This window comes from Duganella sacchari, assembly GCF_900143065.1.
Classification (GTDB): domain Bacteria; phylum Pseudomonadota; class Gammaproteobacteria; order Burkholderiales; family Burkholderiaceae_D; genus Rugamonas; species Rugamonas sacchari.
Window position 1 is genome coordinate 52,565 of the sequence record NZ_FRCX01000007.1, and the last position, 26,791, is coordinate 79,355.

At 61.6% G+C, this 26,791-nt stretch carries 23 protein-coding genes; 11 read left to right on the top strand and 12 right to left on the bottom strand.

What is annotated here, in order from left to right; genetic code table 11:
* The first annotated feature begins 52 nt into the window (after positions 1-52).
* From BUA36_RS16465 to BUA36_RS30370, 5 genes are all read left to right on the top strand, one after another.
* Positions 53-358, top strand: a complete 306-nt coding sequence (locus BUA36_RS16465) for a hypothetical protein (protein ID WP_072786257.1) — start codon at positions 53-55, stop codon at positions 356-358.
* Between the two features lie 673 nt (positions 359-1,031).
* Positions 1,032-3,209 carry a phosphocholine-specific phospholipase C gene (locus BUA36_RS16475; protein WP_072786259.1) on the top strand — a complete coding sequence of 726 codons (2,178 nt, stop codon included), beginning with the start codon at positions 1,032-1,034 and terminating at the stop codon, positions 3,207-3,209.
* 19 nt (positions 3,210-3,228) lie between these two features.
* Positions 3,229-3,909 (top strand): PEP-CTERM sorting domain-containing protein, encoded by a 681-nt coding sequence (locus BUA36_RS16480; RefSeq protein WP_072786260.1) that lies wholly within the window; start codon positions 3,229-3,231, stop codon positions 3,907-3,909.
* A gap of 219 nt (positions 3,910-4,128) precedes the next feature.
* Positions 4,129-4,452 (top strand): hypothetical protein, encoded by a 324-nt coding sequence (locus tag BUA36_RS16485; protein ID WP_072786261.1) that lies wholly within the window; start codon positions 4,129-4,131, stop codon positions 4,450-4,452.
* Between the two features lie 217 nt (positions 4,453-4,669).
* Positions 4,670-5,422 carry a hypothetical protein gene (locus BUA36_RS30370; protein ID WP_139260612.1) on the top strand — a complete coding sequence of 251 codons (753 nt, stop codon included), beginning with the start codon at positions 4,670-4,672 and terminating at the stop codon, positions 5,420-5,422.
* 50 nt (positions 5,423-5,472) lie between these two features.
* Here the strand turns inward: BUA36_RS30370 and BUA36_RS16495 are convergent, their stop codons facing one another.
* The 11 genes from BUA36_RS16495 to BUA36_RS16545 all read right to left on the bottom strand — a co-directional run bounded on the left by BUA36_RS16495 (position 5,473) and on the right by BUA36_RS16545 (position 18,047).
* Positions 5,473-6,255, bottom strand: coding sequence for a 3-hydroxybutyrate dehydrogenase (locus tag BUA36_RS16495; protein WP_072786263.1), 783 nt, complete (start codon positions 6,253-6,255; stop codon positions 5,473-5,475).
* A 10-nt stretch (positions 6,256-6,265) separates the two neighbouring features.
* On the bottom strand, positions 6,266-7,456 hold the full coding sequence (locus tag BUA36_RS16500) for a patatin-like phospholipase family protein (RefSeq protein ID WP_084560203.1): 1,191 nt from the start codon (positions 7,454-7,456) through the stop codon (positions 6,266-6,268).
* Entirely contained in the window at positions 7,449-8,015 is a 567-nt protein-coding gene (locus BUA36_RS16505) for a carboxymuconolactone decarboxylase family protein (RefSeq protein ID WP_072786264.1), read from the bottom strand. The genes BUA36_RS16500 and BUA36_RS16505 overlap by 8 nt, the downstream gene beginning before the upstream one ends.
* A 168-nt stretch (positions 8,016-8,183) precedes the next feature.
* Positions 8,184-8,567, bottom strand: a complete 384-nt coding sequence (locus BUA36_RS16510; protein WP_072786265.1) for a hypothetical protein — start codon at positions 8,565-8,567, stop codon at positions 8,184-8,186.
* Positions 8,568-8,598: 31 nt separating this feature from the next.
* Positions 8,599-9,345, bottom strand: coding sequence for a triose-phosphate isomerase (tpiA, locus tag BUA36_RS16515; RefSeq protein ID WP_139260613.1), 747 nt, complete (start codon positions 9,343-9,345; stop codon positions 8,599-8,601).
* Positions 9,346-9,354: 9 nt separating this feature from the next.
* Positions 9,355-10,842, bottom strand: a complete 1,488-nt coding sequence (gene glpK / locus BUA36_RS16520) for a glycerol kinase GlpK (RefSeq protein ID WP_072786266.1) — start codon at positions 10,840-10,842, stop codon at positions 9,355-9,357.
* Positions 10,835-12,394: a glycerol-3-phosphate dehydrogenase gene (gene glpD, locus BUA36_RS16525; RefSeq protein WP_208861903.1), complete on the bottom strand. Its 1,560-nt coding sequence runs from the start codon at positions 12,392-12,394 to the stop codon at positions 10,835-10,837. Before glpD ends, glpK begins: the two co-directional genes overlap by 8 nt.
* Complete coding sequence (locus BUA36_RS16530) at positions 12,394-13,224, bottom strand: SDR family oxidoreductase (RefSeq protein WP_072786268.1); 831 nt, start codon at positions 13,222-13,224, stop codon at positions 12,394-12,396. Before BUA36_RS16530 ends, glpD begins: the two co-directional genes overlap by 1 nt.
* Positions 13,225-13,309: 85 nt before the next feature.
* Positions 13,310-14,179 carry an alpha/beta fold hydrolase gene (locus BUA36_RS16535; protein WP_072786269.1) on the bottom strand — a complete coding sequence of 290 codons (870 nt, stop codon included), beginning with the start codon at positions 14,177-14,179 and terminating at the stop codon, positions 13,310-13,312.
* Between the two features lie 11 nt (positions 14,180-14,190).
* Positions 14,191-16,350, bottom strand: coding sequence for a TonB-dependent receptor (locus BUA36_RS16540; RefSeq protein WP_072786270.1), 2,160 nt, complete (start codon positions 16,348-16,350; stop codon positions 14,191-14,193).
* 41 nt (positions 16,351-16,391) lie between these two features.
* A complete protein-coding gene (locus tag BUA36_RS16545) occupies positions 16,392-18,047 on the bottom strand; it encodes a 3-(methylthio)propionyl-CoA ligase (protein WP_072786271.1) in 1,656 nt (551 codons plus the stop codon).
* A 221-nt stretch (positions 18,048-18,268) separates the two neighbouring features.
* Between BUA36_RS16545 and BUA36_RS16550 the strand changes: the two genes are divergently transcribed.
* The 6 genes from BUA36_RS16550 (at position 18,269) to BUA36_RS16575 (ending at position 25,324) form a co-directional block, all read left to right on the top strand.
* Positions 18,269-19,291 (top strand): AraC family transcriptional regulator, encoded by a 1,023-nt coding sequence (locus BUA36_RS16550; RefSeq protein WP_072786273.1) that lies wholly within the window; start codon positions 18,269-18,271, stop codon positions 19,289-19,291.
* A 46-nt stretch (positions 19,292-19,337) separates the two neighbouring features.
* On the top strand, positions 19,338-20,243 hold the full coding sequence (locus tag BUA36_RS16555; protein WP_072786275.1) for a helix-turn-helix domain-containing protein: 906 nt from the start codon (positions 19,338-19,340) through the stop codon (positions 20,241-20,243).
* 141 nt (positions 20,244-20,384) lie between these two features.
* On the top strand, positions 20,385-23,054 hold the full coding sequence (locus tag BUA36_RS16560; RefSeq protein ID WP_072786277.1) for a TonB-dependent receptor plug domain-containing protein: 2,670 nt from the start codon (positions 20,385-20,387) through the stop codon (positions 23,052-23,054).
* A gap of 2 nt (positions 23,055-23,056) precedes the next feature.
* The gene (locus BUA36_RS16565) at positions 23,057-23,881 is read left to right on the top strand and encodes a hypothetical protein (RefSeq protein ID WP_139260614.1); all 825 of its coding nucleotides are present in this window, start codon (positions 23,057-23,059) and stop codon (positions 23,879-23,881) included.
* Positions 23,882-23,934: 53 nt separating this feature from the next.
* A complete protein-coding gene (locus tag BUA36_RS16570; RefSeq protein WP_072786280.1) occupies positions 23,935-24,624 on the top strand; it encodes a glutamine amidotransferase in 690 nt (229 codons plus the stop codon).
* 1 nt (position 24,625) lies between these two features.
* Positions 24,626-25,324: an MOSC domain-containing protein gene (locus BUA36_RS16575; protein ID WP_072786283.1), complete on the top strand. Its 699-nt coding sequence runs from the start codon at positions 24,626-24,628 to the stop codon at positions 25,322-25,324.
* Positions 25,325-25,330: 6 nt separating this feature from the next.
* Here BUA36_RS16575 and BUA36_RS16580 read toward each other — a convergent pair whose 3' ends face one another.
* On the bottom strand, positions 25,331-26,731 hold the full coding sequence (locus BUA36_RS16580) for an aminotransferase-like domain-containing protein (protein WP_208861900.1): 1,401 nt from the start codon (positions 26,729-26,731) through the stop codon (positions 25,331-25,333).
* Between the last annotated feature and the right edge of the window lie 60 nt (positions 26,732-26,791).

Genomic DNA, 26,791 nt, shown 5'->3' on the forward strand with positions numbered 1-26,791 from the left:
TCATCTTATACAGTGGTAAAATGCGGCATAACCAGTTTCCCAAGGAGTTGCTATGGAAAACCTCGATCCCATGGTCGTCTATGATAGGGTGTGCGATGACATGATTAGTGGGAACCTGGAGTCTGCTCTGCAGGGATTGTCGTGGATATTTCTACACGGTGCCGAAACAGACCCTATGTTCAATGTCCTTCGCAGAACTTATGGGTTAGGGACTTGGCGACAACTGGCAGGTCGTTATCCCGCCGCTCAAATTGCCCTACGTAATCTGCACGACGAGAAGCTAGCTCAGCTGGTGGGCGATTCTTCCAATGCTTCCCTCATCGCAGACGTTGCTGCATTGAAAAAATACAGTTGTTAGTGTGTCGTCTGCTCTTGCGATGGTTCGTTCGCGAAAGTAGCAAGGCGAGGCGAAATCAAAGGACCTAGGTAAAAGCCTAGGTCCTTTTTTTCTTGCGTTAATTTGTATTGAAAATTGACGCTTCCACGCATCTGTGTCCGTTTGCTGGCAGGATTGACCCTCACAGTTTGACCCTCACGCCATACCCTCGCGACCGCTGCCAGGGTTACGCGGATAAGGACGTCGTACGGGGCAAGACCTACACACTGCAAGAGTGTAAGGCGCTAGTGGAGTCGCAACTGGCAGCAAAGGGCGCTGAGGTACTGCGCCGTACTAAGGAGGCCATCTCGCAGAATGAGTATGACGCCTATCTGCAACGCAAGATAAGCGGTTTGTGCAAATGTCTGCACGAACGGTGCGGTAATCCCCCCATTTTTAGAGCGCGCTAAAAGTAGAGGTTAAGCGGCCATCCGAATTCGCGGAGGCGGAAATCCGTCTATTCCCATCCAGAGGCGCCTGGCCAGGATTGTTACCGAAATAAGTGAAGTCAATGCATGTCATGTCATCAACATTTCATCATTGTTACGTAAGTTGTCGCCTGCATGACTTCAGTTTTCATGTTTCCCTGACAATCGACCTGGATCAATCAAATGCATATTTTCAAATTCGCGCCCGCCCGCACGCAGGTGCAGGCATGAGCCGTCGTGACTTTCTCCGCAAAATGGGCAAGTCGGCCGGCGCCAGTGCCCTGCTTGCGACCTTTCCACCGTCCATCCAAAAGGCGCTGGCCCTGCCGGCCAACCAGCGCACTCGTAGCCTGCAGGATGTTGAGCATATCGTCGTGCTGACGCAGGAGAACCGCAGTTTCGACCATTACTTTGGCACCCTGGAAGGGGTGAGGGGATTCGGTGATCCCTTTCCGATTCCGGTAATGGACCGGCAGAATCTCTTCAATCGCAAGTCGGTCTTCGTGCAGCGCTCTGTCGGCGGGGCGCCGGTGCCTGGCCGGCCTAACTGGCCGCAGGGCAGCGCCATCGCGCCGTTCCGGCTCAACACGGTGCAGGACTTCCCAGTCATGCGCGTGGCCGGGACGCCGCATGCCTGGCTTGACGCCCAGCTGGCGTGGGACCAGGGTCGGATGAATGATTGGTGCACGGTCAAGCAGAATCGCGCGATGGGCTATTACGCTGACGCCGACATTCCCTTCCAGTTCGCGCTCGCACGTGCCTTTACCATCTGCGACCACTATCACTGCGCAACCCAGACCGGTACCAACACCAACCGGCTGTTTCTGTTCAGTGGCCACAACGATCCACTGGCCGCTGCCGGCGGCCCATCGACTGACAACAGCCGCGACGACTTTAATCCGGACACGTCCACCGACTACTTGTGGACCACCTATCCGGAGCGGCTCGAAGCGGCGGGTGTCAGCTGGCAGGTTTACCAGAACATGGCGGACAACTTCACCGATAACTCGCTGGCCGGATTCCGCTCTTTCCGCAACGCGTGGTATCGCCGGCCGGGCTATTCGCAATCCTTGCGCGATCGCGGCACGACGACGCGTGACCTCGATCTGCTCAAGGCCGACGTGCTGGCCAACCGCCTGCCGCAGGTCAGCTGGGTCGTCGCGACCGCCGAAGGCTCCGAACACCCGGGGCCTTCGAGTCCAGCGTCGGGCGCCGACTACATCGCGCGCGTGCTGGACGCGCTGACCGCCAATCCTGATAGCTGGAGCAAGACGGTCCTGCTCATCAACTTCGACGAGAACGACGGCTTCTTCGACCACATGCCACCGCCGGCGGTGCCTGCGTACACGAGTTACAGCAGCAATCCGGCGCAGTCGCAGCTGGCCGGTGCGTCGACCGTCGACACGACCGGCGAGTACCATCACGTGCTCAACGGCGCCGATGCCCGCACGCACCATCGTCCCTACGGGCTCGGGCCGCGCGTTCCGATGTATGTGATCTCGCCGTGGACCAAGGGCGGCTGGGTCAATTCGCAGGTGTTCGACCACACATCGGTGGTGCGTTTCATCGAGGCGCGTTTCGGTGTGCGCGAGCCGCTGATCAGCCCATGGCGCCGTGCGGTGAGCGGCAACCTGTTGTCCTGTTTCGACTTCGCCAACCCGAACGACAACGGCTTCACGCAACTGCTGCCGGAAACCGCTGCGCGGCGTTCGATGGCGATGAGCCTGCCAAACACCAAGGTCCCCGCCACGCCGACCACGCTGACGGCGCCGGTCCAGGCGGCCGGTGTGCGTCCGGCGCGCGCGCTACCTTACGAACTCCAGGTGCAGGCACAGGTGCCGGCCGGCGGCGGCCTGGTGGAGCTCAGCTTCGACAACCTGGGCGAAGCCGGCGCGGTGTTTCATGTGTACGACCGCCTGGCGTTGGAGCAGGTCCCGCGCCGCTATACGGTGGAACCTGGCAAACAGCTCAAAGGCCGCTGGAGCACCGCATCTGCCTACGATCTCTGGGTACTGGGGCCGAACGGTTTTCACCGCCACATCGTCGGCGACGTGCGTGGCGACGGCAACGCTGCATGGCCGGAAATCAGCCTGCGCGCCGAACGCAGCGCCGGCGAGCTGCTGATTGACCTGGTCAACAATGGCGCCCAGCCATGTACCTTCGAACTCACCGCCAACAAGTATTACGCGAACAAGCCGTTGCAAGTGCGTGTCGTCGCCCGTTCGAGGAGCACCGTCCGGCTTCCCCTGGCATCGAGTTCCAACTGGTACGACTACAGCCTGCGGGTGGTTGGTATGCCGGGCTGGTTGCGCCGCTTTGCCGGCCATCTGGAAAACGGCTTGCCGTCGATCAGTGACCCGGCGATGCACGGGGCAGCGCAGCTTGACCAGTACCGCGTCATTTGACTTTTATAAGGAGCTTTTCATGAAGTGCAGATTTTTTGTTGCCGCAGCCTTGTTCGCCCTGGCGTGTAGTGCCAAGGCTGACGTCATCTACGGTCAGAACCTCGTTGTCAACGGTGATGCCGAAGCCGGTGTGAGCGGCTGGACCGCCTACCCGGGTTACAGCATGGTGCAGTCGGTGGACTATGGCAGCAACTGGGTGCTGCCCACCCAGCCTGGCCCGGTCAATCGTGGCACGAAGATGTTCGCCGGCTTGGGGCAGTATGCCGTGGGCTATCAGACCCTGGACTTCGGCGTGGCGACGGCCAAGAGCAGTTCCTATTCCCTGAGCGGATGGCTCGGCGGCTGGGCCAGCCAGGGGGATAACGCACTGTTCTTTGTGCAGTTTCTCGATGCGGAAAACAATGCGATAGGCAGCGCCGCGATCGGTCCCGTCACCCCACAGGATCGCGGCAACCAGACAGGCTTGTACTACCGCGAGTCCGTGGGAATCATGCCTGCTGGCACCAGCAAGCTGTCGTTCTGGCTGTCGATGGAGCGTCTCGCTTCGAACGACAACGATGGCTACGCGGATAACCTGTCCTTCATCGCGCGGGAGATTACCAGCCCGGTACCGGAACCGGGCATGGCGTCGATGTTCTTGCTGGGCCTGGGCACGTTGGTCGGAGTGCTCCGCCGCAACACGCGCGCGCAGATGTCGTAATTAGGGCAATGACATCAACCACGCAACTAAACTTCTTAGCTAGGCAAATCAAGGGGCAACACCAGATATTGCGGTACCTGTGGAACGAAAATTGAGCCCCTTGATTCGTTTGATAAAGACTAGAAGTGCCTGTCCGCACTGCGACTTGACTATTTTTTAATGTTGGTTAAGAGTATCATTGCTTCATGGAAACGATAACTCTTTTTTGAAAGATATGACATGGGTTTTATGGATTGGTCGAACATTGCCTTTTTTGCGGGTGTTAAAGCTTTGTTTGTTGGTTTCGTGATGTATTTTCTGCTAATGCTCTACAGTCGTCACGCTAATGTGTCTAACCGCTGGCGTCTTTGCTTAACCTTCGTTGCTATCTCAGCCGTTATGTCGTCACAGATTTATCACCTGGTTGTTCCGCCGGATATTGTCTGGGAATTGTCTGACCCAGCAATGAGCTCCGAAGGGCTTTGGCTTGCGATTAAAGTCAAATTCTGTGCAGGCTTGGTTGGCCACATCAGCGGTTACGTAGTCGAAAAATGGCTGGAGTGAGGTCTACATAGTTTGTAGATGAAAAGGCCCGCTTCTGCGGGCCTTTACTCATTCGAAGATCAGTTTAACGTGTTTCCCGTACGCTTCAGACTTAAGCGTTATCCTTTGATTCAAGTGATAAAGCGTGAGTTTTTAGGGTTTTTAGGATGATAAAATTTCCTTTCGGAAATTTATATTTTTCACTTAAATACTGCCGGAATTTCAATTAAAGGACGTTATGCAAGCGCTTTGGAACCTGGATAAAACTAGTTTGAAAGAATGGGCGAATTTCGTTAAGCAGAACGAAGATAAAGAGCTACCGAAGCGCAGGAGACATAGAAATGTAAGGCGTAAGGATATTGATTTATCCAAAGGGGAAATTTGGCGCGTCCTGATCGGTTGCCAGGTTACAACTCAACAGCGATCCGGGCCGGGCAGCGCCGCTCATACTTTTATGCAGTCCAAGAGTCCGACGTTGTCGTTGACTGAATGTCGAAAATCGCGGTCGGTATCGCAGTTAGTCCAAGCAGAATGCAGGGGAGCTGGCCTTCGGCGGGGAACGATTATCGGTGAGAATCTGAGCCGGATATTTGACTATCTTGAGTCAGGTGGATGGAAACAGTTGCAGGAGCAACTGGACACCCTGGTGAGCAATACGAGCTTGGCCAAGGAAAGAAAAGTTGTTGAATACATCTTGGAGAGTAAAAAATTTCCAGGGCTCGGGCAAAAGCAGGCTCGCAATTTTATTCAGTGGCTAGGCCTATCTCGATATGAAATACCGTTAGATAGCCGCGTAATGAAAAAAATGAAGGAAATGGGGGCCACATTTGTACCTCGTTCCAGTTCGCTGATTGACGAAACTGTTTATGTATTCGTTCAGGATGTGCTTCAAAAAATTGCGCAATCCCTTGAAATATATCCATGCGAACTAGATGCTTGTATTTTCGCTAGTTTTGATGAAGATAGTGATGACGATGTGGACCAGTATTGACTAGCAAAAGCTGCCATAGGGCAGCCTTTGCTTTTGACTACACACACTCCTTATTGCATGAACCAGCCATGACTGACCACGATCGACTGGCCGGTCAGTGCATTGGACGGGAAGGCCGCCAGGAATAGCGCGGTTTGGGCGACATCGTCGACGGTGGTGAATTCGCCGTCGACGGTTTCTTTCAGCATCACTTTCTTGATGACGTCATCTTCGCTGATGCCCAGTTCCTTGGCCTGCTCGGGGATCTGCTTTTCCACCAGCGGCGTACGGACGAAGCCGGGGCAGATGACGTTGGCGCGCACGCCGTGGGCGGCGCCTTCCTTGGCCACGGTCTTGCACAGGCCAACCAGGCCGTGCTTGGCGGTGACGTAGGGCGCTTTCAGCACCGAGGCTTCTTTCGAGTGCACCGAGCCCATGTAGATCACGCTGCCGCCGCGCTTCTGCGCATACATGCGCTTGAGGCAGGCGCGCGTGGTCAGGAAGGCGCCGTCGAGGTGGATCGCCAGCATTTTCTTCCAGTCGGCAAACGCGAAGGACTCCATCGGTGCGACGATCTGGATGCCGGCATTCGATACCAGGATGTCGATGCCGCCCAGCTTGTCCGCAGCAGCGGCGATGCCGGTATCGACCTGTTCTTCATTGGTAACGTCCATCGCCACGGCAATCGCGCGCTGGCCCGAGGGATCGAGCTCGGTGGCGACGGCCTGCGCCGATTCCAGGTTGAGGTCGGCAATGACGACTTTGGCGCCGTTCTGGAAATACACGGTGGCGATCTGTTTGCCGATGCCGCTGGCGGCGCCGGTGACGACCGCTACTTTGTCTTGAAGGTTCATCTTGTTCTCTTTAAGTAGGTTGAGCCGGCTTCGTCAGGAAGTCGAAGACGGCCGGGTTGTTATCGATACATGGGAGTTTGAGAATTTCTTCATGCGCTAGCGTGGTGTCGGCGTCGGTATAGCCGGCCTGCCAGTGCTCGGTCATGGTCCGGCGCGAGAATTCCACGTCCTTGTACTGGCCCTCGTACGTCGCCGAGCGATACACCAGCTCGACGATGTTGTAGAGCGCGGGATCAGCCGCTGCCGCCAATAGCTGGGCCTGCGGCGAGGCTGCAATCTCGGCAGGAATCAACGCCAGCAGCTCGCTCAGCGTGGCGCGCAATTTCTTCACCTTGCGCAGGGAGTCGGTGGCGTTGCGCGTGCGGCTCGAATACTGGATTTCTTTCATGCGCGTGGCCACGCTGGCCAGGTCGCGCGGCAACTCGCCATGTGCGCTCCACAGGTCCACCTGCCACACCAGCGTGTCGAGGCCCGAACCGTTGGACAGCACCCAGTCTAGCGGCGTGTTCGACACCATGCCGCCATCCCAGTATTTTTCACCATCGATTTCCACCGCATCGAAGCCCGGTGGCAAAGCGCCGCTGGCCATGATGTGCTCTGGCCGGATCTGGTCCTTGATGTTGTCGAAGTAGGCGAAATTGCCGGTGCGGACGTTGACGGCGCCCACGCTGAGCCGCGTTTCCTTGGCGTTGATACGGTCGAAGTCCACCAGCCGTTCGAGCGTGGCGCGTAGTGGCGTCGTGTCGTAATAGCTGGTGGCGCCACCGCCGTTCCACAGCAGATAGGGCGGCGGCATGCGTGGCGCAAAGAAGCCATTCACACCCTGCATGAAGGCGCGCGCCGCCGCAAGCTGGTTGACACAGGAATGAACGCTGTCGACCAGCGGCACGCCGGTCCAGTAGGGATCGGAGACGCCGCTGTAATTGCCGCTGACCAGTTCCCAGAATTCCCGCAGCCGGGCCACGCGGTTTTCCCTGGCGTTGCCTGCAATGATGGCGCTGTTGATGGCGCCAATCGAGATGCCGGCAATCCAGGTCGGTTCGATGCCGCTTTCCAGCAGGCGCTCGTAGACGCCGGCCTGATAGGCGCCCAGTGCGCCGCCGCCTTGCAGCACCAGTGCGACCGCACCGAACTCGGAAGCGCTTTTGCTGGCCGGCGTGATACGGGCGTCGTGGGACGCCGTGGGGTCGCGTTTATTCACGTTCCGGTACCGGCACGTTGTAGCCGTTCAGCGTGGTCGAGACCAGCGCGTACAGGCCGACCAGGTAGATCAGTTCGTTGGTGCCATGCTGGCCGAAGGTCTTGACCGCCAGCCGGTACAGCGGTTCCGGCAGCGTGCCGCCGCGGCTCAGCGCATAGGCAAAGTCGAAGGCGACGTTTTCGTCTTTGGACAAATCGGTGGGTTTCAGGTCGGCGACCAGCGCGGCCAGGCGTTCTTCGGACATGCCTTCTTTTTCCGCGACGGCGACGTGGGCGTACAGCTCATACGCCGCGTCGTAGCGGGCGCCAACCACCAGAATCGCGATCTGGCGTACGTTGTCGGGCAGGGTGGCGTTGGCGGTCATGGCCAGCGTCAGGTCCCAGATGGCTTTGCCGATGCCGGGCTCGTGCAGCCATGGATTCCATGGCCCCATCAGCGCGCCATCTTCGTGTTCGACCTTAAAGGCGTTGAAGTTGCTGGCGATGCCTTTGCGCATGCTGTCGTAAAGGCCTTTTTGTTCAGCGGTGAGTTCGTTCGGAGGGATGAGTGGAAGTCGCAATGTAGCCTCGCATGGTTGGGTTAAGGGCGAGGAAACAGGTGGGGTGCTGAGACCTTGTATGTTGCCTCAGCCTTATTCTGGCAGTTTGGCGCTAGATCCGGCGTCCGATTGCGATGAGCAAAACGCAGCGGCGCCAGGCGTTTGAAACTATTTCTTTATGGAAAATAATTATTTGGAAGGCGTTACGCTGGCGGCAGGCACCGGCTGAGGATAGATAATAATCGGCGCAGGCATGGGAGATATGGCGGGTCTTGGTGTGACTTGCGTGAGCAGGAGGGTGATGGTTGAAACCGATACGGCCGTGCTGGCGAGTATTGCGCCGACAATCCATTTGATGACTTCGCTCTGACCGCGATGATAGCTGGCATCTAGCTGGGCAAGCCGGGTGTTGACTTCTTCCCGGGCCGACTTCAGACCGAATTCAATCGTTTGGTCGAGTTTATCCAGACGAGCATCTGTTGAGAGCCGATGCACGCCCGCTTCGCCGTTTAATCTTTCGATGACGGCTTGCATCCTCGCATCGACATAGTCTTTTTCATTGTGCGCGTCCATCGTTGAATCGTCCGCCCGGACGCAAAAGATGTCAACAGGGTTTATCAACGTCCAGGCACGCGTGCGCTATGGTCAGGAATGCTTTGGCGTTCAGCGAGGCGCCGCCGATCAGGGCGCCATCAATGTCGGGCATGGCCAGCAGCTGTGCGGCGTTATCGGGTTTGACGCTGCCGCCGTAGAGGATGCTGCACGGCGCGTTCAGGTAGCGGCGGATTGTTGCGTGGGCTTGCTGTGCTGTGTCGGCTGATGCGCTGTGGCCCGTGCCGATGGCCCAGACGGGTTCGTAGGCGATGACGATTTGTGTCAGCTGGCTGGAAGAGAGCGCCGTGGTGAGTGCCAGAACTTGCTGCGACAATACTGCTTCGGTTTGCCCGCTCTCGCGTTCGTGCGGTGTTTCTCCCACGCAGACCACGGGGATCAGGCCCGCTTCAAGCGCGCGCACGGTTTTGCAGGCGACGGCAGCGTCGTTCTCGTGGTGATACGTGCGCCGTTCCGAGTGGCCGATCAGCACATAATGACAGCCGAACTCGCGCAGCATGGATGCTGATACTTCGCCCGTGTAAGCACCAGACTCATGCGCGGAGAGATCTTGGGCCCCCAGCCGGACGCCACTGCCGGACAGGATGTGCGCGCACATGGCCAGATAAGGGGAAGGCGCGCAGACAACGACTTCGCAGCCCGGCGCCACTTCAGCAGCGACGATCTCGGCCAGCAGCGCTTTGATGCTGGCGCGACTGCCGTTCATTTTCCAGTTTCCGATGATGAGCTTGTTGGTCAATGCAGTCTCCTATACAGTCGCCCAGGCTGACGAGCGTGACACAGCATCGTGCCAGCGTGTGAGCGCCCAGGTACGGCGGTCGTCGCAGATGGCGGGTTCAAAGCAGCGCTCTACCTGCCAGTGATGCTTCAATGCCGCGATATCGCTCCACAGGCCCACACCGAGGCCGGCCAGCTGTGCCGCGCCGAGTGCGGTAGTCTCGATGTTGACCGGGCGTAGCACCGGAATGCCCAAGGCATCGGCCATCAATTGCAGCAGCAGATCGCTCTTGGCGCCGCCGCCGTCCACACGCAGTTCGCGCAGCGGCACGCCGGAGTCGGCTTCGATGGCACGCAGTACATCGACGGTCTGGTACGCAATACCATCCAGCGCGGCGCGGGCGATATGCTGACGCGTCGAGCCGCGATGCAGTCCCAATATGGTTCCCCGCGCATACGGATCCCAGTGCGGCGCACCCAGGCCGGAAAAAGCAGGCACCAGCACCACGCCATCCGCATCGGCCACGGTGCCGGCCAGTTGTTCGATCTGGCTCACCTCGTTGACGATGCCCAGCCCGTCGCGCAGCCATTGCAGCGTGGCGCCGGCCATGAAGACGCTGCCTTCAAGCAGATGCGTGGTGCGGCCGCCCAGGCGCCAGCCGACCGTACTCAGCAACTGGTTGGCGGAGGCCACCGGCGCCTCGCCCACATTCATCAGCAGGAAGCTGCCGGTACCGATGGTGTTCTTGGCGCTGCCTGGCTGAAGGCAGGCCTGGCCGAATGTGGCGGCTTGCTGGTCGCCCGCAATACCGGTGATGGGAATTGCATGGCCCAGCAGATCGGCCGCCGCGGTGGCGATATGGCCGCTGCTGTCAACGATGGCGGGCAGCACGGCAGCCGGGATGTCAAACAGCGCAAGCAGTTCATCATCCCAGCGTCCGGTATGAATATTGAACAGCATGGTGCGCGATGCGTTGCTGGCATCGGTCACGTGCGCGCCACTGAGTTTGTAGACCAGCCAGCTATCGACCGTGCCAAACGCCAGCTCCCCGCGCGTGGCGCGTTGCCGCGCGCCCGGTAACTGATCCAGCATCCACTTCAGTTTGGAGGCCGAGAAGTAGGCATCCAGCACCAGGCCGGTTTTTTCACCGATCATGGCGCCGTAGCCATCGCGGCGCAGGTTGTCGCAATAGGCGGCGGTGCGGCGGTCCTGCCAGACGATAGCGTTCATCATCGGCTGCCCGGTGGCGCGGTCCCACAGGATGGTGGTTTCGCGCTGGTTGGCCAGGCCGATGGCGCGCACGGCAGACGCAGGCACGCCGCACTGCTGCAACACCTCGCGCGCGGCGGTCAGCTGGGAATGCCACAACTCAGCAGGATTGTGTTCCACCCAGCCGGGCTGGGGAAAGATCTGGCGGATGGCGTGCTGGGCGCTGCCAGCCACCTTGCCGTCCGCATCAAACAGCACGGCGCGCGAGCTGGTGGTGCCCTGGTCAAGCGCGAGGATGTAATCAGGCATGCCGTCCTCCCGCCGCAGAAACTGGCGTCTGCCGCAGATGGCGCTGCATCCATGCATCGATCAAGCGTGCTGCGCTGGCTGGCGCCTGCAAGCCAAGCTTGCTGCGGCGCCACAGCACATCGTGCGCGCTGCGTGCCCATTCGTTGTCCATCAGGTAGTGCAGCTCGCCTTCGTGCAGGCCTGGCGCCAGGGCCACGCCGAGATCGGCCAGACTGTGGCAGCTCGCCAGCAGCTTGTGCACGCGGGTGCCGTAGGCGCGTGCGTAGCGCTGCGTCAGCGGAGCAGGTAGCCATGGATACTGTCGTTGCAGGCGCTGGATGAAATCGCCAAACTGCAACACGGAGGCGTTGGCTGGCGCGGCGCCCAGTATGTCGCCGCCCGGCAGACAGGCGGCGCTGGTCCATGCTGCACCGGGCACGTCGATGAGTTGGGCGATACGGTCCAGCGCTTCTTCGGCCAGCTTGCGATAGGTGGTGACTTTGCCGCCGAATACGGACAGCAACGGCGCCGTCGCAGTATCGGTGTGGAGTTCATAGTCGCGGGTAACCGCCTGGGCATTGCCCGCGCCGTCATCCAGCAGCGGACGGATGCCTGCGTAATTCCACACAACATCTGCCGGGCTGATTTGCTTGCGGAAGTAGCGGTTGCTGATGTTGCACAGATAGGTCGTCTCTTCCGCGCTGATAGACACGCGGCGCGGGTCTTCCGTGAACTCCACATCGGTGGTGCCGATCAGCGTGTAGTGCTGTTCAAACGGCAGCGCGAACACAATGCGGTCGTCGTCGTTCTGGAACAGATAGGCCTCGTCATGCTGGAACAGGCGCGGCACGACGATATGGCTGCCTTTCACCATGCGCAGCTGGCGCTGACTGGGGACTTGCGCCTGCTTCAACAGGTCCAACGCCCAGGCGCCGGTGGCATTCACCACGCAACGCGCTTCCACCATGGTGGCCCTGCCGTCTTCGCTGCGCAGCGTTGCATGCCATGCGTTGTCGCTGGCGTACATCGAGACGCAGCGCGTGCGCGGCAGGATGACGGCGCCACGTTCGTGGGCGTCCAGCGCGTTCAGGACCACCAGGCGGGCGTCATCGACTGCGGCATCGGCGTACACAAAGCCGCTGTCGATGCCGTTGGCGAGCGGCAGGCCGGCTGCATGGGTGCGCAGATTGATATGGGATGAGCCGGGCAGCAGCTCGCGCCGCGCCAGATGGTCGTACAGGAACAGTCCGCAGCGCAGCATCCACGCCGGCCGCAAGCCTGGCAACTGCGGCAACACGAAACGCAACGGCCGGATCAGATGCGGCGCCGAACGCATCAGCACCTCACGCTCGCGCAGCGCCTTGCGCACCAGGCCCAGTTCGCCGTATTGCAGGTAGCGCAGGCCGCCGTGTATCAGCTTGGAGGAGGCGGACGAGGTATGCGCCGCCAGGTCATCCTGTTCGCACAGCACCACCGACAAGCCACGTCCGGCGGCATCGCGGGCGATGCCTGCGCCATTGATGCCGCCGCCGACCACCAGCAGGTCGCAGCGCAGCGCGGAAGCGTGACCCATCATGCCGCCGCCGCATTCGCCAGCGAATCGCTGAGCATGGCGCCGAACTCCAGGCTGCCGACGGCGGTCTGGCCGCCATCGATCGGCAGCACCGCGCCGTTGATGTAGTCGGCCGCGCCGCTGGCCAGGAACAGCGCAAAAGCGGCGACCTCGTCGCGGCTGGCGGCCCGTCCCGACGGGATGCCGCGCAGCAGCCGGTCCCAGCTGCGTTGGCCGTCCGGGGCCAGGCGGCGCATGCCTTCGGTATCGCCGACGGGTCCCGGAGCGATGCCGAGGCAGCGTATGCCTACCGCACCCCATTCAATTGCCAGTGTGCGGATCAGCATGTCGACCCCAGCCTTGGCCGCGCACACATGGCTTTGCGTGGCCATCGGCAGGCGCGACTGGCTGGCAGAAATCGCCAGCAGCATGCCGCCGGGCTTGGCCAGGAATTCATACGCGGCATGGGCGGTATTGAAGGTGCCAACCAGATCAATGTCGATCACCGTGCGGAAGCCGCGCGAGGACATATCGACGGCATTGGCAATGAAATTGCCCGCTGCACCGGCCACGACGATGTCTAGCCGGCCGAATTCCTGGTGTGCGCGGAACATGGCGGCGTAGATCTGGTCATGGTCACGCACGTCGGCCGACAGCCCGATGGCGCGGCCACCGGCTGCTCGTATGGCTTCGGCCGCACGTTCCGCCTTGTCCTGATTGCGGCCGACGATGGCCACGGCCGCACCAGCAGCCGCATAGGTTTCCGCGATGCGCTGGTTGATGCCGCTGCCACCGCCTGTAATCACGGCCACTTTGCCTTTCAACAGGCCATCGACGAATATCTGGGTCATTGCAATTCCTTTGGGTAGGGATGCACGGCACCGCCAGCGGCGCTGAGGGCGCCGCTGTCCGGTACTGTGCGGGAGAAGAAGAGGGCTAGAGCGAGGCTGTCACCCGGTCGCACCATGCGACCAGATTCGTAATGACTTCGGCACGGTTGGTTTCGTTCAGCACCTCATGGCGGGCGCCGCCATAGACGTGGGTCGACAGGTCTTGCACGCCCGCCTCGCGCAGGCGGCGCACCAATGGATCGAACCAGGCCAGCATGCCGTTCACCGGATCATGGTCGCCGGTGAACAGCAGCAACGGCAAGTCCTTGCGCATGCGCGCCAGTTGCTGCGGATCGGCCGTGCTGTTGCCAACGTCGAAAATGGAGAATAACGATGGCAAGGTCAGCGCAAAGCCGCACAGCGGGTCGGCCACATAGGCGGCTGGCACCTGCGGATCGCGGCTCAGCCAGTCGACCGGCGTTTGCGCGTTGGGCACGGTGGCGTTGGCGCTTTCCACGGTCCAGCCGGAGACACGCGGATCGAGCAGTTCCAGCGCGGTGGTGCCGGACAGCGCGCAACCATCCAGCAGCGCGCCGTGCTCCAGCAGATAGATCTGCGCCGCCATCGAGCCCATGCTGTGCGCCAGCATCAGCAAGGGCACGCCGAAATGGCTGGCGCGCGCGTGGCGGGTGACGACGGCCATGTCGTCCACCAGTCCCTGGAAACCGCGCGGGCCGAAATCACCGAGCGAGCCGTCATCCAGCGCGGCCTGGCCGTGGCCACGGTGTTCGCTGGCGATCACGCGGTAGCCGGCTGCCACCAGCGCGGCAGCCACATGCTCGTAGCGCGCCGAGTGCTCCGCCATGCCGTGGACAATCTGCACCACGCCTTTGACGCGGGGGGCGGTCCAGGAAATGACGTGGATCGGCTGGCCGTCATTGGCGCCCAGCGTATAGCGTTCCATTTTGATGCTCATGCGGCTCTCCATTAGTAACGGAAGGTAACATCGACACCATAGCGGCGTGGATACGGCACGGTGGTGAACTTGGTCTGCGAGGTCGCATCCAGCACGATGCCGGTCGGATTGCGGTTGTCACTGAGGTTTTTACCATAAACGGCGACCTCGACCTTTTTCGACGGCGACAGCAGGGCGATGCGCGCCGACACATCCTTGGTGGCGCCAACGCGCGATTTCGGATCGTTATTGGCCAGGAAGTACTGGTCGCCGTTGAAGCTGGCGTCGCCATGCAGCGTCAGCAGGTAGGCGTTGATCGGCATGCTGTAGTCTGCGCCGATGTTGCTGGTGTAGCGCGGCGCTTCAATCATGCGGTTGCCCGACAGGTCGACACCGTTCAGTACCAGCGAGCGGTATTTGCCACTCAACAGGCCCAGGCTGGCGCTCAGGCGCAATTCCTTGTTGACCTGCAGGAAGCTCTCCACCTCCATGCCGGTAATGCGCGACTGGCCGGCGTTGACCAGCTGCTGATTGCCGATGCCGACCACGTTGAGGAACTGCTGGTTGCGGAAGTCGTAGCGGAAGGCCGACACGTTCAAGGTCAGCTTGTTATCCCACAGCTGCGATTTGACGCCGCCTTCGTAGGAATTCAGGTATTCCGGCCGGGCGACATTGAGGTCGGCGGCGTTGGTCAGTGCGCCGCCATTGAAGGCGCTGCTGCGGTAGCCGCGCGCATAGTGGGCATACAGCATCAGGCTGCGGTTCAGCTTGGCGTCGACGCCGAGGCGGCCGGTAGGCTTGCGGTCGTCGTAACTGAGTTCCGGCTGCACCGGAATCACGGGCGTGACGCGGAAGTCCAGCAGGCGGCCTTCATCGCGCGTGTAGCGCACACCGCCGTAGATGCTCCAGACCTTGTCGATATCGTAGGTGCCGTCGATGTACACGGCAGTCGAGCGGCGCTCCTGCAGATATTGCTGGTTCAGGATGGGCAGCACTGGCGGGCCGCCAAAGATGGTGTAGGTGGTGCCGATATCGACATTGTCGCGCTGATGATACAGGCCGGCGATGAACTGGAACGGGCCATCAAACGCGGTGGTGAAGCGCAGGTCCTGGCTGAACTCATGCGTGCGGGTATGGAAGTCGATGTGCAGCAGCGGGTCCATGGTGCCATCGGCATCGACCAGGTTCTGGAAGCGGCCGTTGAGGAAGGAGGTGATCGAGGTAATGCTGCCCAGGTCGGTGCTCTTGTTCAAGGTCAGGTAGCCGCCGTTGCCGCGTACCGCAATTTCGCCGGAGCGGTCGAACGCCACCTCGTTGTCGCCCAGGCGCTGGCCGTTAAACGGATTGATGCGCGGGTCTTTGCCATTGGCGTTCAGGCCATTGGCCGCCAGGCCGGTGTTGACCACGCCGATCGCATTGGGATTGTTGTTGACGTCGAACAGGCGCAGCGTGCCGGTCAGGCCGTCACCGTCCTTGTAGCCCAGCGTCAGGCGCGCTGCCTTACGGTCGACGTTGGACAGGTCATGGCCGTTGGGATTGACGTTGTGGATGTAGCCATCCGAATGGGCTGCCGTGAAGGCGAGGCGCGCGGTCAGGCGGTCTTCGATGAGCGGCACTTCAACCACGCCCTTGGTTTCCTTGTAGCCGTAGTTGCCCGCGCCGACAGTGATTTCCGCTTCTTCCTTGAAGCGCGGCCGCTTGGAGATGAAGTTGACCGCACCTGCCGTGGTGTTCTTGCCGAACAGTGTGCCTTGCGGGCCGCGCAGCACTTCCACGCGTTCGATATCAAAGATCTGCGCGCCGCCCAGGTATTGGGCGCCGACATAGACCTCGTCAAAGAAAGCGCCGGTCGGCGAGATCGCGTTCAGGTTGAATTCCGAGGACGAGATACCGCGCAGCGAAAACTTGGGCTGCGATTCATCGCCCAGGTTGGACACGCGCAGGTTGGGCACCAGGCGGGCGATCTCGGTACCGGTGTCGATCTTGGCGTTGGCCAGCGATTGCGCATTCATCACGCTGACTGATACCGGCACGTCCTGAAGGCGCTGCTCGCGCTTTTGCGCGGTGACGACCACGGTGTTGGCGTCCTCCACTGGTTGCGGCGTAGCGTCCGGTGCCGCCTGCTGGGCTTGCGCCGACATTGCCAAACCTAAGGCCGCGACGGTGCCCAACATTTCTTTGGTGCTGATCATGCTTGTCTCCTTGTTGTTATTGCTGTCGTTGTGGTGAAGCTTTATGGTTGTTGGTTACGCAGGTGCTGGCGGAACTGCTCGCGCACGCGGTGCTTGAGGATTTTTCCGGTGGGGCCGAGTGGCAGGGTGTCGACAAACACCACGTCGTCAGGGATCCACCACTTTGCGACCTTGCCGTCGTAGAGTGCGAGCAGGTCGGCGGGCTGGACATCGGCGCCGGATTTACGCACCACCACCAGCAGCGGGCGCTCGTCCCATTTGTCGTGCGCCACGCCGACGCAGGCGGCCAGTTGCACCTGCGGATGCGCCATGGCGATGTTTTCCAGGTCGATGGAACCGATCCATTCGCCGCCGGACTTGATCAGGTCCTTGCTGCGGTCGGTGATCTGGATATAACCATCGCTGCTGATATTGGCGACGTCGCCGGTGGCAAACCAGCCGTCGGTCACGGCGCTGCCGGGCGGGTGGCCGTAGTAGGCGTCCACCACCCATTGGCCGCGGACCTGCAGGTGGCCGCAGGTGGCGCCGTCCCATGGCAGCTCGGTGTTGTCGTCGTCAGCGATGCGTGCGTCCATGCCATACAGCACATGGCCCTGTTTCTGCAGCAGCGCGCGCATGGCCTCGGGCGGCAGTGACGTGTGCTGCGCCTGTGGCGTGCAGACCGTGGCCAGCGGCGACAGCTCGGTCATGCCGAAGGCGTGGATCACTTGCAGGCCGTACTGGTCGCGCAGGCTGTCCATCAAGGCTGGCGGGCACGCCGAGCCGCCGATGACGACGCGGCGGAAGGTGGAGAAACGCAGGTGGTGTTCACGTACGAAATTCAGCAGGCCCAGCCAGATGGTCGGTACGCCGGCGGAGAAGGTCACGCCTTCCTGCTCGCACATGGCGTGCAGTGCGGCGCCGCCCAACGACGGTCCTGGCAGCACCAGCTTGGCGCCCACCAGCGCGGCCGAATACGGCAAGCCCCAGGCGTTGACGTGGAACATCGGTACTACCGGCAGGATGCAGTCGCTGGCGGACAGGTTGAAGGCATCCGGCGCTACTTGGGCGTAGGCATGCAGTACGGTGGAGCGGTGCGAGTACAGCACGCCTTTGGGATTGCCCGTGGTGCCGGAGGTGTAGCACAGGCCGGACGCGGCATCTTCATCGAACACGGGCCAGCTCCAGCCATCGGCATCGGGCGCCAGCAGTGCCTCGTAGCTGATCAGGTTGGGGATGCCGTCGATGCCGTGCAAGGCATCGTCATCGCCCAGCAGCACGTAGTGTCTGATGGCCGGGCAGTGCGCCACGATCTCGCGCACCTGCGGCGCAAACGAGCGTTCAAAGAACAGGTACTGGCTGGCCGCGTCATTCAGGATATAGGCCAGTTGCTCGGCGTGCAGGCGTGGATTGAGCGTGTGGATCACGGCGCCCATGCCGGAAATGCCGTAGTACAGCTCCAGATGCCGGTAGCCATTCCACGCCAGCGTGGTGATGCGGTCGCCCATGCGGACATTACGCTGCTCCAGCGCCCGCGCCAGCCGTTGCGTGCGGGCGTGGCAGTCGCGGTAGGTGTAGCGGTGCAGCTTGCCGTCGTCGCCGTACGAGACAATGTCACGGTCGCCGAAGTAGCGGTCGGCGTGGCGCAGCAGGGAGGAGATCAGCAAGGGCCGGCGCATCATCTGGCCCGGCAATGGACTGCGGTTTGTTTCAGGCATGCGTGTCTCCCGGCACGCGCGTCTGCAAGAATGTCCGATTCTTCCGCACCGCGCGGCGCGTTTTCGATTAGTATTTATTTAGGTACAGACTTGTTGCCCGTCCGTTGAGCATGACTGTAGAGGCGTTAGCACGGGCCGTCTTGCTCTTGAGAGCCAAGTTTTTGACCGACAAAGACAACCTTGCAAAAGCAGGGGAAAAGACGAATTGGGAGACGAAGGGTATGGAACAACCGACCACGGCCGGGTCCTGGCTGCGTGGTATCTGGGATATGCTGCTGACGATAGGCCTCGATCCGCAGCCGATTTTTGCACGGGCCGGCCTGGAAGATGAGAGCTTGCGCAGTCCGCATCACCGCATTGCCAGCGACGCGCTGAGCCACCTGTGGAATGTGATTACCGAGGTCTCCGGCGATGAGGCGGTGTCGCTGGCGGCGTCGGAAAATCCGCGTCCCGCCACGCTGGATCTGCTGACCTATACCATGATTACTGCGCCGACCATGGAAGTGGCGCTGCAACGTTTTATCCGCTACATCCGCATCATCAGCGATGCGGCGATTTTTTCGCTGGAGCCGGATGCGCAAGGCGCGCAATGGCTGCGCCTGACTATCAATGGCGGCGAGCTGCCCGTGCCGCGCCAGCGCAGCGAGTTTGTGATGATCACGATTCTTAACATCTGCCGCTGGATCGCGAGCAAGCACATCAATCCCTTGGCCATCGAACTGGCGCATGTGGAGCCTGGCAGCACGCAAATGCATGCGCGCGTGTTCGGCGGACCGGTGCGGTTCGGCGTCGCGCGCAATGGCCTGTTGCTGGCGGCCGAGGATTTGAATGCGCCTTTGCCGGCATCGAACGCGGCGCTGTCGGAGATGCACGAGCGCTTTGCGGTGGAGTTCCTCGACAAGATGGACCAGGCGCGCTTTGCACCGCGCGTGCGCGAGGTCATCGTGCGCTGCCTGCCGGATGGTTCGCCGCCGCGCAGCGTGGCAGCGGCAGCGCTGTGCATCAGCGAGCGCACCTTGCAGCGCCGGCTGGAGGACGAGGGCACGTCGTACAACGATCTGCTTGATGAAACGCGGCGCGACCTGGCGCGTGAGTATCTGGCGAAAGAACAGATGGCGCTAGGGCAGGTGGCGTTTCTGGTGGGCTTTGCCGATCAAAGCACTTTCTGCCGCGCCTGCCAGCGCTGGTTCGGCAGCTCGCCCAAGCAATTCCGCAAGCAAAATATCCGGAATCAGGAACGTTAAGTTTTTGACATATAATTTAATTCCCTGATCCGCCATTGCTGAATCCATGGATGCCGCCATCGATACCCCGGAAGTCCTGAAAGACTGGTTCCACCGCAGTGGCGTGCATGATCCCTTGCGCACTTGCATCGGTCCGCTGCCGAATTCCAAGGCTTCCATCGTGCGCTGGACCAGCGATCATCCAGACGCGATGATCCAGACCGTCAGCCCGCACCTGAACGATTACCGCATTGCGATCATGATGGAGCCGGTGGATGCCCGTATCTGGCAGCAGGGAAGGCCGGTGTGGGGCGGCGTGATTGCGGCGGAGCGCTTCCGCATCTGCCCACCGAGTTCCGCCAGCCAGTGGAGCCGCTTGAGCAGCTGCGATATCGTCAACCTGTTCGTGCCGGCTTCTCTGGTGGACAGTCTCAGCGACCTGCGCCAGACCGGCGTGCCGCTGGCACTGGGCGCCAATCAATTTACTTCTGATCGCTATGTGATGGAAACCGTCAGGCGCATGCTGAATGCGGACGTGATGGCCGGGCCGCTGCAATCCCAGTACTGCGATGGCCTGATGGTCGCGCTGCTCAGCTATCTGCTGGAACACTACAGCCGGCCGCAGGATGCTGTGCAAACCAGCACGCTGGGCGGCGCCCGCTTGCGGCGCGTGCTGAGCTATATGGAGCAGCATCTGTGCGAGGACGTCACCAACCAGCAACTGGCCGGACTGTGCGCCATGAGTCCGGCGCACTTCTCGCGCGAGTTCCATGCAGCGCTGGGCTTGCCGCCGCACCGCTACCTGATGAAGATGCGGCTGGAGAAGGCGCGCGCCATGCTGGCTGCCGGTGGCCACGCCATGGCGGATATCGCCGATACCTGCGGTTTCCATGACGCCAGCCATTTGTCGCGCACCTTTACGCGCCACTTCGGTTCGCCGCCCGCGCGTTTCCGCCAGCAGCGTGGCGTCTAGCATACAGCTAGCCAGTTGGCGTAACGAAGCCAGCAGTTTTGTACAAAAACAGCATTTCCATCCGTGACCTGACTTCTCAGACAAAACACACTTCAGACAGTTACTTTCATTTCATAAAACTGTCATAAATACGGAGACTGCATGTTTGAGATTCGTCCCATCGTCCGCGCCGTTGCGCTGCTGTGCGCTGGCGCCGCGCCGCTGTATGCGCAAGCCCAGGAACACAGCGAGCCACCGCCACGCGTAGAAATTACCGGTTCCCGCATCAAGCGTGTCGATGCGGAGACGGCCTCCGCAGTGCAGGTCATTACCGCTGAAGACATCGCCCGTTCCGGCGCCACCACCGTCACCGACGTGCTGCGCAATCTGCCCGCCGGGAATACCGGCGGCTATGTGACGGAAGGTACGCCGTCGCAGGCATTCGGCTCGGCTGGCGTGTCGCTGCGCGGGCTGGGCGCGGGTTCGACGCTGACGCTGATTAATGGCCGCCGCGTGGCGCCGTTCGGCTTTGGTTCGGCCTCGTTTGTCGATACCAACGCGATTCCGGTCAACGCGATTGAACGCGTTGAGGTGCTGCTGGATGGCGCTTCTGCGATTTATGGTGCGGATGCGATTGGCGGTGTCATCAACATCATCCTGCGCAAGAATTATGAGGGCTTGTCGGCCACAGTGAGCGGCGGTACGTCGGCCTACCACGACGGCAATATGGGCAATGCCAGTATCACCTACGGCCAGGGCAAGCTGGAACAGGATGGCTACAACTGGCTGCTCAGCCTGTCGCATAGCGATATCAGCCCGGTGCTGGTCAACGCGCGCGAGCGCACCAAGGATGGCGACTTCCGCCGCGTTGGCCTGGCCGACCGCCGCTCGACGTTCTCCAGCAACGCCTACACGGCGTCCGGCACCACGGGCGGCACTTTCCTTGGCATCATTGGCGACTGCGCGCCGCTCAACGATCCCGCCAGCCCGACGCTGAATGGCCGCTGCATCGCCGACAGCACCAATTCCGTCACGCTGCAATCGAAGGCGCAGCGCGACAACGTCTACAGTGCGCTGACCTACGCGCTGTCCGGCGGCTGGGAGCTGTTTGGCGATGCCTCGCTGAGCCGCAGCCGCCAGGCATCGACCATGTACAGCTACGCCACCAATGCCTACGGCGCCTACACCAATGATCTGGTGGACAAGTACGGCCTGTACGGCAATGCGCCCGGCACCACCATCAGCTACCTGCTGCTGCCCGCCAGCCACCCGCAGAACCGCTGGGGCAAGACGGTGGCCGTGCGCTACCTGTTCAACGACATTCCAACCACCATCGCCAGCGAAAGCCGCAATATGCGCTACACCTTTGGTGCGCGCGGCACGCTGGGCAAGTGGGACGTGGAAGCGGCCGGCATGTTCTCGCGCTCGCTGACGGACACGCGTTATCGCGGCTATCTGCAGGACAGCGTGCTGATGAACGATGTGCTGGACGCCGATGGCCTGGTGCGCAACAGCTTCACGCTGAGCAATCCGGGCGCCAATGATCCGGCATTGATGGCGCGGCTGTACCCGCAACTGAACAACCGCGCAGATACCAGCACCAGCAGCATCGACCTGCATGGCAACCGCGAGCTGTTTACGCTGCCGGGCGGCCCGCTGGCGATCTCGCTGGGTGCGGAATTCCGCCGCGAGAAGTTTGACGCGGTGCCGGATACGCTGTTCACCGATGGCTCGATTCAGCTGATCGGCATGACGGGCTCGAATGGCTCGCGCAGCGTCTCGGCTGCCTACGGCGAACTGAATGCGCCGGTACTGAAAACGGTGGAGCTGAGCCTGGCCGCGCGGAGCGACCATTACAGCGATTTCGGCTCGGCCTTTACGCCCAAGGCGGGAGTGAAGTGGAGTCCGCTGCCGCAGCTGGCGTTCCGTGGCACCTATGCGGAAGGCTTCCGCGCGCCGTCGTTGCCGGAGCTGCATGCGGGGAATACCAACGGCTACATCAAGGTGCTCGATCCCAAGCTGTGCCCGGTCTACGATGCGGCCAACGCCAACTGCGATATTTATGTGGCTTACACCACCGGCGCCAACCCGGACATCAAGGCCGAGAAATCGAAGAGCTTCACGGTGGGCGTTGTGGTGGAGCCGATCCCGCGCTGGTCGCTGTCGGTCGACGTATACAACATCAAGCGCCGCAACGAGCTGTCCACCATCAACGCCAGCTACCTGCTCGAGAACGAGGCGAAATTTGCCGACCGCATCGTACGCAATCCGGTCAGCGGCAAGCTCGATCACATCAGCCTGATTACGGCCAATCTGTCGGAAACGCAGACGCGCGGGGTGGACGTGGATGCGCGCGGCGTGACGCCGCTGGGCGACTGGGGACGGCTGACCATGACCGCCAGCTACAACCGCATGAACAGCTACAAGAGCTCGAATACGCCGGATGATCCGCTGGCGGAATACGCGGGCTACTACGAGCTGCCCAAGAACCGCGCCCGCTTCGGTCTGGCCTGGGATCGTGGCCCGTGGGACGCCAGCGTCAACTGGAACTATGTGGGCGGCTACCTGCTGAAGACCTCGCCGGATTCGGTGTGCTCGTTCCAGGCGGCGACGCCGTGGTACTGCGATGTGCACTCGTCGCTGACGGCCGACGCATATGTGAGCTACAAGGGCTTCCGCAACCTGGAGCTGTCGCTGTCGGTGCGCAACCTCGCCAACAAGGAAGCGCCGTTTGACGCGAGCAAGATCGCTTATCTACAGGGTTACTCGCCGACCTACCACAGCCAGCTCGGCCGCTACTTCCAACTGTCCGCTACCTATAAATTCAAATGACCATGCTGCAACGTATTTTGATTTGCCTGGGCGCCGCCGTGCTGTCTGCCTGCAGCACGGTGGCGCCGATCGATCACAACAACGACGCACTGCGGCTGGAGTGTCATTGGGACTTGCAGTACCCGGCCGTTGCGCCAGCCGATGCCAGCGTGGAGGTGCTGCGCGCGGTAGCGGCACGGCGTCTGGCGGCGCTGCAGCTGAATGCTGTGTGGACGCTGGAGCAGGAGGGCGTCAGCGGCGAGGCATTCACGGACAGCCAGGAGGACCGGGCACGCCTGCAGCGTTTGCTGAGTGTGGTGCTGCCAGGGCTGGAGCGTTATCCGTCGGCGTTCTTTGCAAATGTGCGCCTGAAAAATATCGTGCTGGTCAAGGAGCTGGCGGTGGGTGGGCAGCGCCGTCTGGCCATGCCGATGGCGGAGTCGGATGGCGTGGCGTATGCCGACAACAATGCCGGCACCTTGTGTTCGGCCGGGATGGAGATGCGGGTGCATCACGAGTTCTATCACTTCATCGATCATCGCGAGTTTGATGACTACTATCATCTGGACCCGTCATGGCTGGCGCTGAATCCGGACGGCCTGCAATACGGCAAGGGCGGCGCTACTTTCTATGGCAAGAACCTGCAGGATCTGGGCCACGTGAGGGATGGCCTGGTGAGCGCGTATTCCAGCTATGGCCAGGAGGAGGACAAGGCCGAAACCTTCGGCTGGATGATGACGCCGGACTACGCCGCGCGGCTGGATTTATACGTGATGACGGACCCGCATCTGGCCGCCAAAGTGAAGTATATGCGCGAGCAACTACGCAAATACAGCCAGCCCAACTGAGTTTTAAAATTGTGCTATCATGAATTCATTAGGACTCCTATTTATGGTGAATCATGAACTGCATCGCGCTGTATCACGTTGGGTTTGAGGATCTGGGGGAATTTGCCGGGCCGTTGCAGGCAGCCGGCTACAGCATCACGTACCAGCATGCGGGAACGCCGCTGTCGGAAACGCAGTGGCGCGAGACGGCGCTGATCGTGGTGCTGGGCGGGCCGATCGGCGTCAACGATACGGCGCTGTATCCCTGGCTGGTGGATGAGATCGCAGGCATACAGTTGCGCTTGCAGTTGCAGCGGCCGCTGCTGGGCATTTGTCTGGGCGCGCAGCTGATGGCCGTTGCGCTGGGTGGCGAGGTGCGTGGCCGCAAAGCGGGCAAGGAAATCGGCTGGTCGCCGGTGGAGGTCGCAGCGGATGCCGGACCGCTTGCGCATCTGCGCGGGGTGCCGGTGCTGCACTGGCATGGCGATAATATCCATGTGCCTGCGGAGGTGGCGGTGACGGCCTCGACGCCGGGGACGCCATGCCAGGCGTTTCAGGTCGGCCGCCATGCGCTGGGCATCCAGTTCCATGTCGAGTTTGAGCCGGCGGCACTGGAGCATTGGATGACCGGGCATGCGGTGGAGTTGTCGCACGCGGGTGTGGACCTGGCGCGGTTGCGGGCGGATACCCAGCGCTACGGCGCAGGACTCACGCAAGCGGGACCGGCGCTGATGCGGGAATGGCTGGCTGGGCTGGAGCGCTGAGATGAGCGTGCTGGCATCGCTGTTTGTCGGCCGCGCACGTCCGCTGGCAAGGGCTGGGCATCCGGATGTGCCCAGCGGGATCGTCAAGCTGCCACAGTCCGGTGCGCTGCGCCTGACGGTCCACGGACTGGAGGGCGATGAGCAGGGCGACCGGGTGTTCCACGGCGGACCGGAAAAGGCCGTGCATCACTATGCGGCGGAGCATTACGCTTTCTGGCGCGGGCAGTACCCGCACAGTCCGGTGCAGATGCTGCCTGGCGCGTTCGGAGAAAATTTTTCTACCTTGGGCATGACCGAGTCCACGGTCTGTATTGGCGATGTGTACGCCGTTGGCGCGGCCTTGCTGCAAGTCTCGCAAGGACGCCAGCCGTGCTGGAAGCTGAACCGCTTGCTGCAACGCGAAGATGCCGCCATCAATATGCAGCGCTCGGGGGCGACAGGCTGGTACTACCGCGTGCTGCGCGAAGGCTTGGTGGCGGCGGGCGACCAGCTGCTGCTGGTGGAACGGCCCAATCCGGCCTGGCCGATGCAGCGCCTGATTCAGGCATTGTTCCCGGAGAGCGCTGTGACGCCGTCGCTGGTGGCGGAATGGCGGCAGGCGGCGGAGCTCAAACAGCTCACCGTCAACTGGCAAAACACCTTCACCCGCCGCGTCCAGCAACTGCAACTGGAAGATTGGTCACGCCGGCTGACTGAATGACGGCCGTTAAACCACGGCGGCACTGAATGACTCCGGCCGCCGCGCAAGCAGGTGAGACAGCCGTTGCAGGCCCGCCTGCAAGCGTCCGCGGTCCCGGATGCTCCCCAGGGAGATGCGAATGGCGTTCACGGATACGCCGCCAGTGGCGAATGCCTCCGCCGGCGTGACGGCGATGCCCTCGCTGTCGGCTGCACGTGCAAGCTGCGAGGGCGTCCAGTACGCCGGCAACTCGAGCCATACATGCAGGCCGTCTCCGGCGCCGCTGTAACGCCCCGCCAGAATATCGCGCGCCATCCGGTGGCGTAGGCGGGCCTCGTTGCGTACGCCCGCTATCAAGCTGTCAGCTGAACCGTCGAGTATCCACTGCGTAGCCAGGGCGGCCGTCAGCGGCGTGGCCATCAGCGCAAATGATCTGAGCGCGGCCAGGAAACGTGCGCGTTCGTGCGGGTCGCGGATCAGCACAAAGGCGACCCGCAAGCCGGGCGTCAGGCATTTCGACAGGGTGGAGATGTAGTACACCTGTTCCGGCGCCAGCGTGGCAATCGGTGGTGGCGGGGCATCGGCAAGCAGCCAGTAGGGGTCGTCTTCGACGATGCGGACATGGCAGCGCGTGGCGATGCTGGCGAGCTCCTTGCGCCGGCGTTCCGGCATGGTGATGGCGGTCGGGTTCTGCAACGTCGGATTGAGGAAGACCAGCCCTGGCTTGTGCTGGCGGCACGCGTGTTCCAGCTTTTCAGGCACCATGCCGTGCTGGTCCGCTTCCACCGCAATGATCTGCCGGCCGAACTGGGCCGCCGCGGCACGCAGGCCGGGATAACTCATGGGCTCTGCCAGGATCACCCCGCCAGGCTCCGTCAGCGCAAGCATCAGTGCGGCAATCGCCGCTTGCGCACCGGGGCAGACCACAATCTGCCGGGAGTCCAGCGGTCCAAACATCGGTGCGAGCCATTGGGCGCCCGCCTTGCGGTCGGAGTCGCTGCCCCCGGCCAGGTGGTAAGTCATGAGCAATGCATTATCTGTTCTCATCAGGACTTGAGACAAACCTTGTTTCAGAATGTCGTCGAAGTCCACACCGTCCGGCGGTGGTGGGGTATTCATGCTGAGGTCCAGGATCGAGGTCAATTCGACTTTTGGCGCCGCGACATACGTGCCCCGGGCGCCGCGGCCTTCCAGCAGGTTGCGGCGTCTGGCTTCGTCGTAGGCGCGCGTAATGGTCGTCAGGTCGACGTCCAGCTGGGCCGCCAGCTGGCGCTGCGGCGGCAGGCGGTCACCCGGTTTCAGCGATCCATCGGTCACCGCCGCCTGCAGCGCATCCGCAATCTGCAAGAAGCGTGGCCCGCCGTGCGCGGCCAAGCGTGGCGACCAGCGTGGCCAATTTTCATCTTGTATGGTTTTTGACTGGGACATTTTGTCTCAATGTATGGAAATTGCTTTTGGGTAGTATGCCTCAGAGCGTGCGGCAATACC

Excerpts from the sequence above, each read along its gene's own strand:
- BUA36_RS16545 (WP_072786271.1), bottom strand. The coding sequence starts at position 18,047 with ATGCCTGAAACAAACCGCAGTCCATTGCCGGGCCAGATGATGCGCCGG.
- BUA36_RS16550 (WP_072786273.1), top strand. The coding sequence starts at position 18,269 with ATGGAACAACCGACCACGGCCGGGTCCTGGCTGCGTGGTATCTGGGAT.
- BUA36_RS16510 (WP_072786265.1), bottom strand. The coding sequence starts at position 8,567 with ATGGACGCGCACAATGAAAAAGACTATGTCGATGCGAGGATGCAAGCC.
- BUA36_RS16540 (WP_072786270.1), bottom strand. The coding sequence starts at position 16,350 with ATGATCAGCACCAAAGAAATGTTGGGCACCGTCGCGGCCTTAGGTTTG.
- BUA36_RS16465 (WP_072786257.1), top strand. The coding sequence starts at position 53 with ATGGAAAACCTCGATCCCATGGTCGTCTATGATAGGGTGTGCGATGAC.
- glpK (WP_072786266.1), bottom strand. The coding sequence starts at position 10,842 with ATGCCTGATTACATCCTCGCGCTTGACCAGGGCACCACCAGCTCGCGC.
- BUA36_RS30370 (WP_139260612.1), top strand. The coding sequence starts at position 4,670 with ATGCAAGCGCTTTGGAACCTGGATAAAACTAGTTTGAAAGAATGGGCG.
- BUA36_RS16535 (WP_072786269.1), bottom strand. The coding sequence starts at position 14,179 with ATGAGCATCAAAATGGAACGCTATACGCTGGGCGCCAATGACGGCCAG.
- BUA36_RS16565 (WP_139260614.1), top strand. The coding sequence starts at position 23,057 with ATGCTGCAACGTATTTTGATTTGCCTGGGCGCCGCCGTGCTGTCTGCC.
- BUA36_RS16485 (WP_072786261.1), top strand. The coding sequence starts at position 4,129 with ATGGGTTTTATGGATTGGTCGAACATTGCCTTTTTTGCGGGTGTTAAA.
- BUA36_RS16480 (WP_072786260.1), top strand. The coding sequence starts at position 3,229 with ATGAAGTGCAGATTTTTTGTTGCCGCAGCCTTGTTCGCCCTGGCGTGT.
- BUA36_RS16580 (WP_208861900.1), bottom strand. The coding sequence starts at position 26,731 with ATGTCCCAGTCAAAAACCATACAAGATGAAAATTGGCCACGCTGGTCG.
- BUA36_RS16530 (WP_072786268.1), bottom strand. The coding sequence starts at position 13,224 with ATGACCCAGATATTCGTCGATGGCCTGTTGAAAGGCAAAGTGGCCGTG.
- BUA36_RS16570 (WP_072786280.1), top strand. The coding sequence starts at position 23,935 with ATGAACTGCATCGCGCTGTATCACGTTGGGTTTGAGGATCTGGGGGAA.
- BUA36_RS16495 (WP_072786263.1), bottom strand. The coding sequence starts at position 6,255 with ATGAACCTTCAAGACAAAGTAGCGGTCGTCACCGGCGCCGCCAGCGGC.
- BUA36_RS16475 (WP_072786259.1), top strand. The coding sequence starts at position 1,032 with ATGAGCCGTCGTGACTTTCTCCGCAAAATGGGCAAGTCGGCCGGCGCC.
- BUA36_RS16555 (WP_072786275.1), top strand. The coding sequence starts at position 19,338 with ATGGATGCCGCCATCGATACCCCGGAAGTCCTGAAAGACTGGTTCCAC.
- BUA36_RS16575 (WP_072786283.1), top strand. The coding sequence starts at position 24,626 with ATGAGCGTGCTGGCATCGCTGTTTGTCGGCCGCGCACGTCCGCTGGCA.
- BUA36_RS16560 (WP_072786277.1), top strand. The coding sequence starts at position 20,385 with ATGTTTGAGATTCGTCCCATCGTCCGCGCCGTTGCGCTGCTGTGCGCT.
- glpD (WP_208861903.1), bottom strand. The coding sequence starts at position 12,394 with ATGGGTCACGCTTCCGCGCTGCGCTGCGACCTGCTGGTGGTCGGCGGC.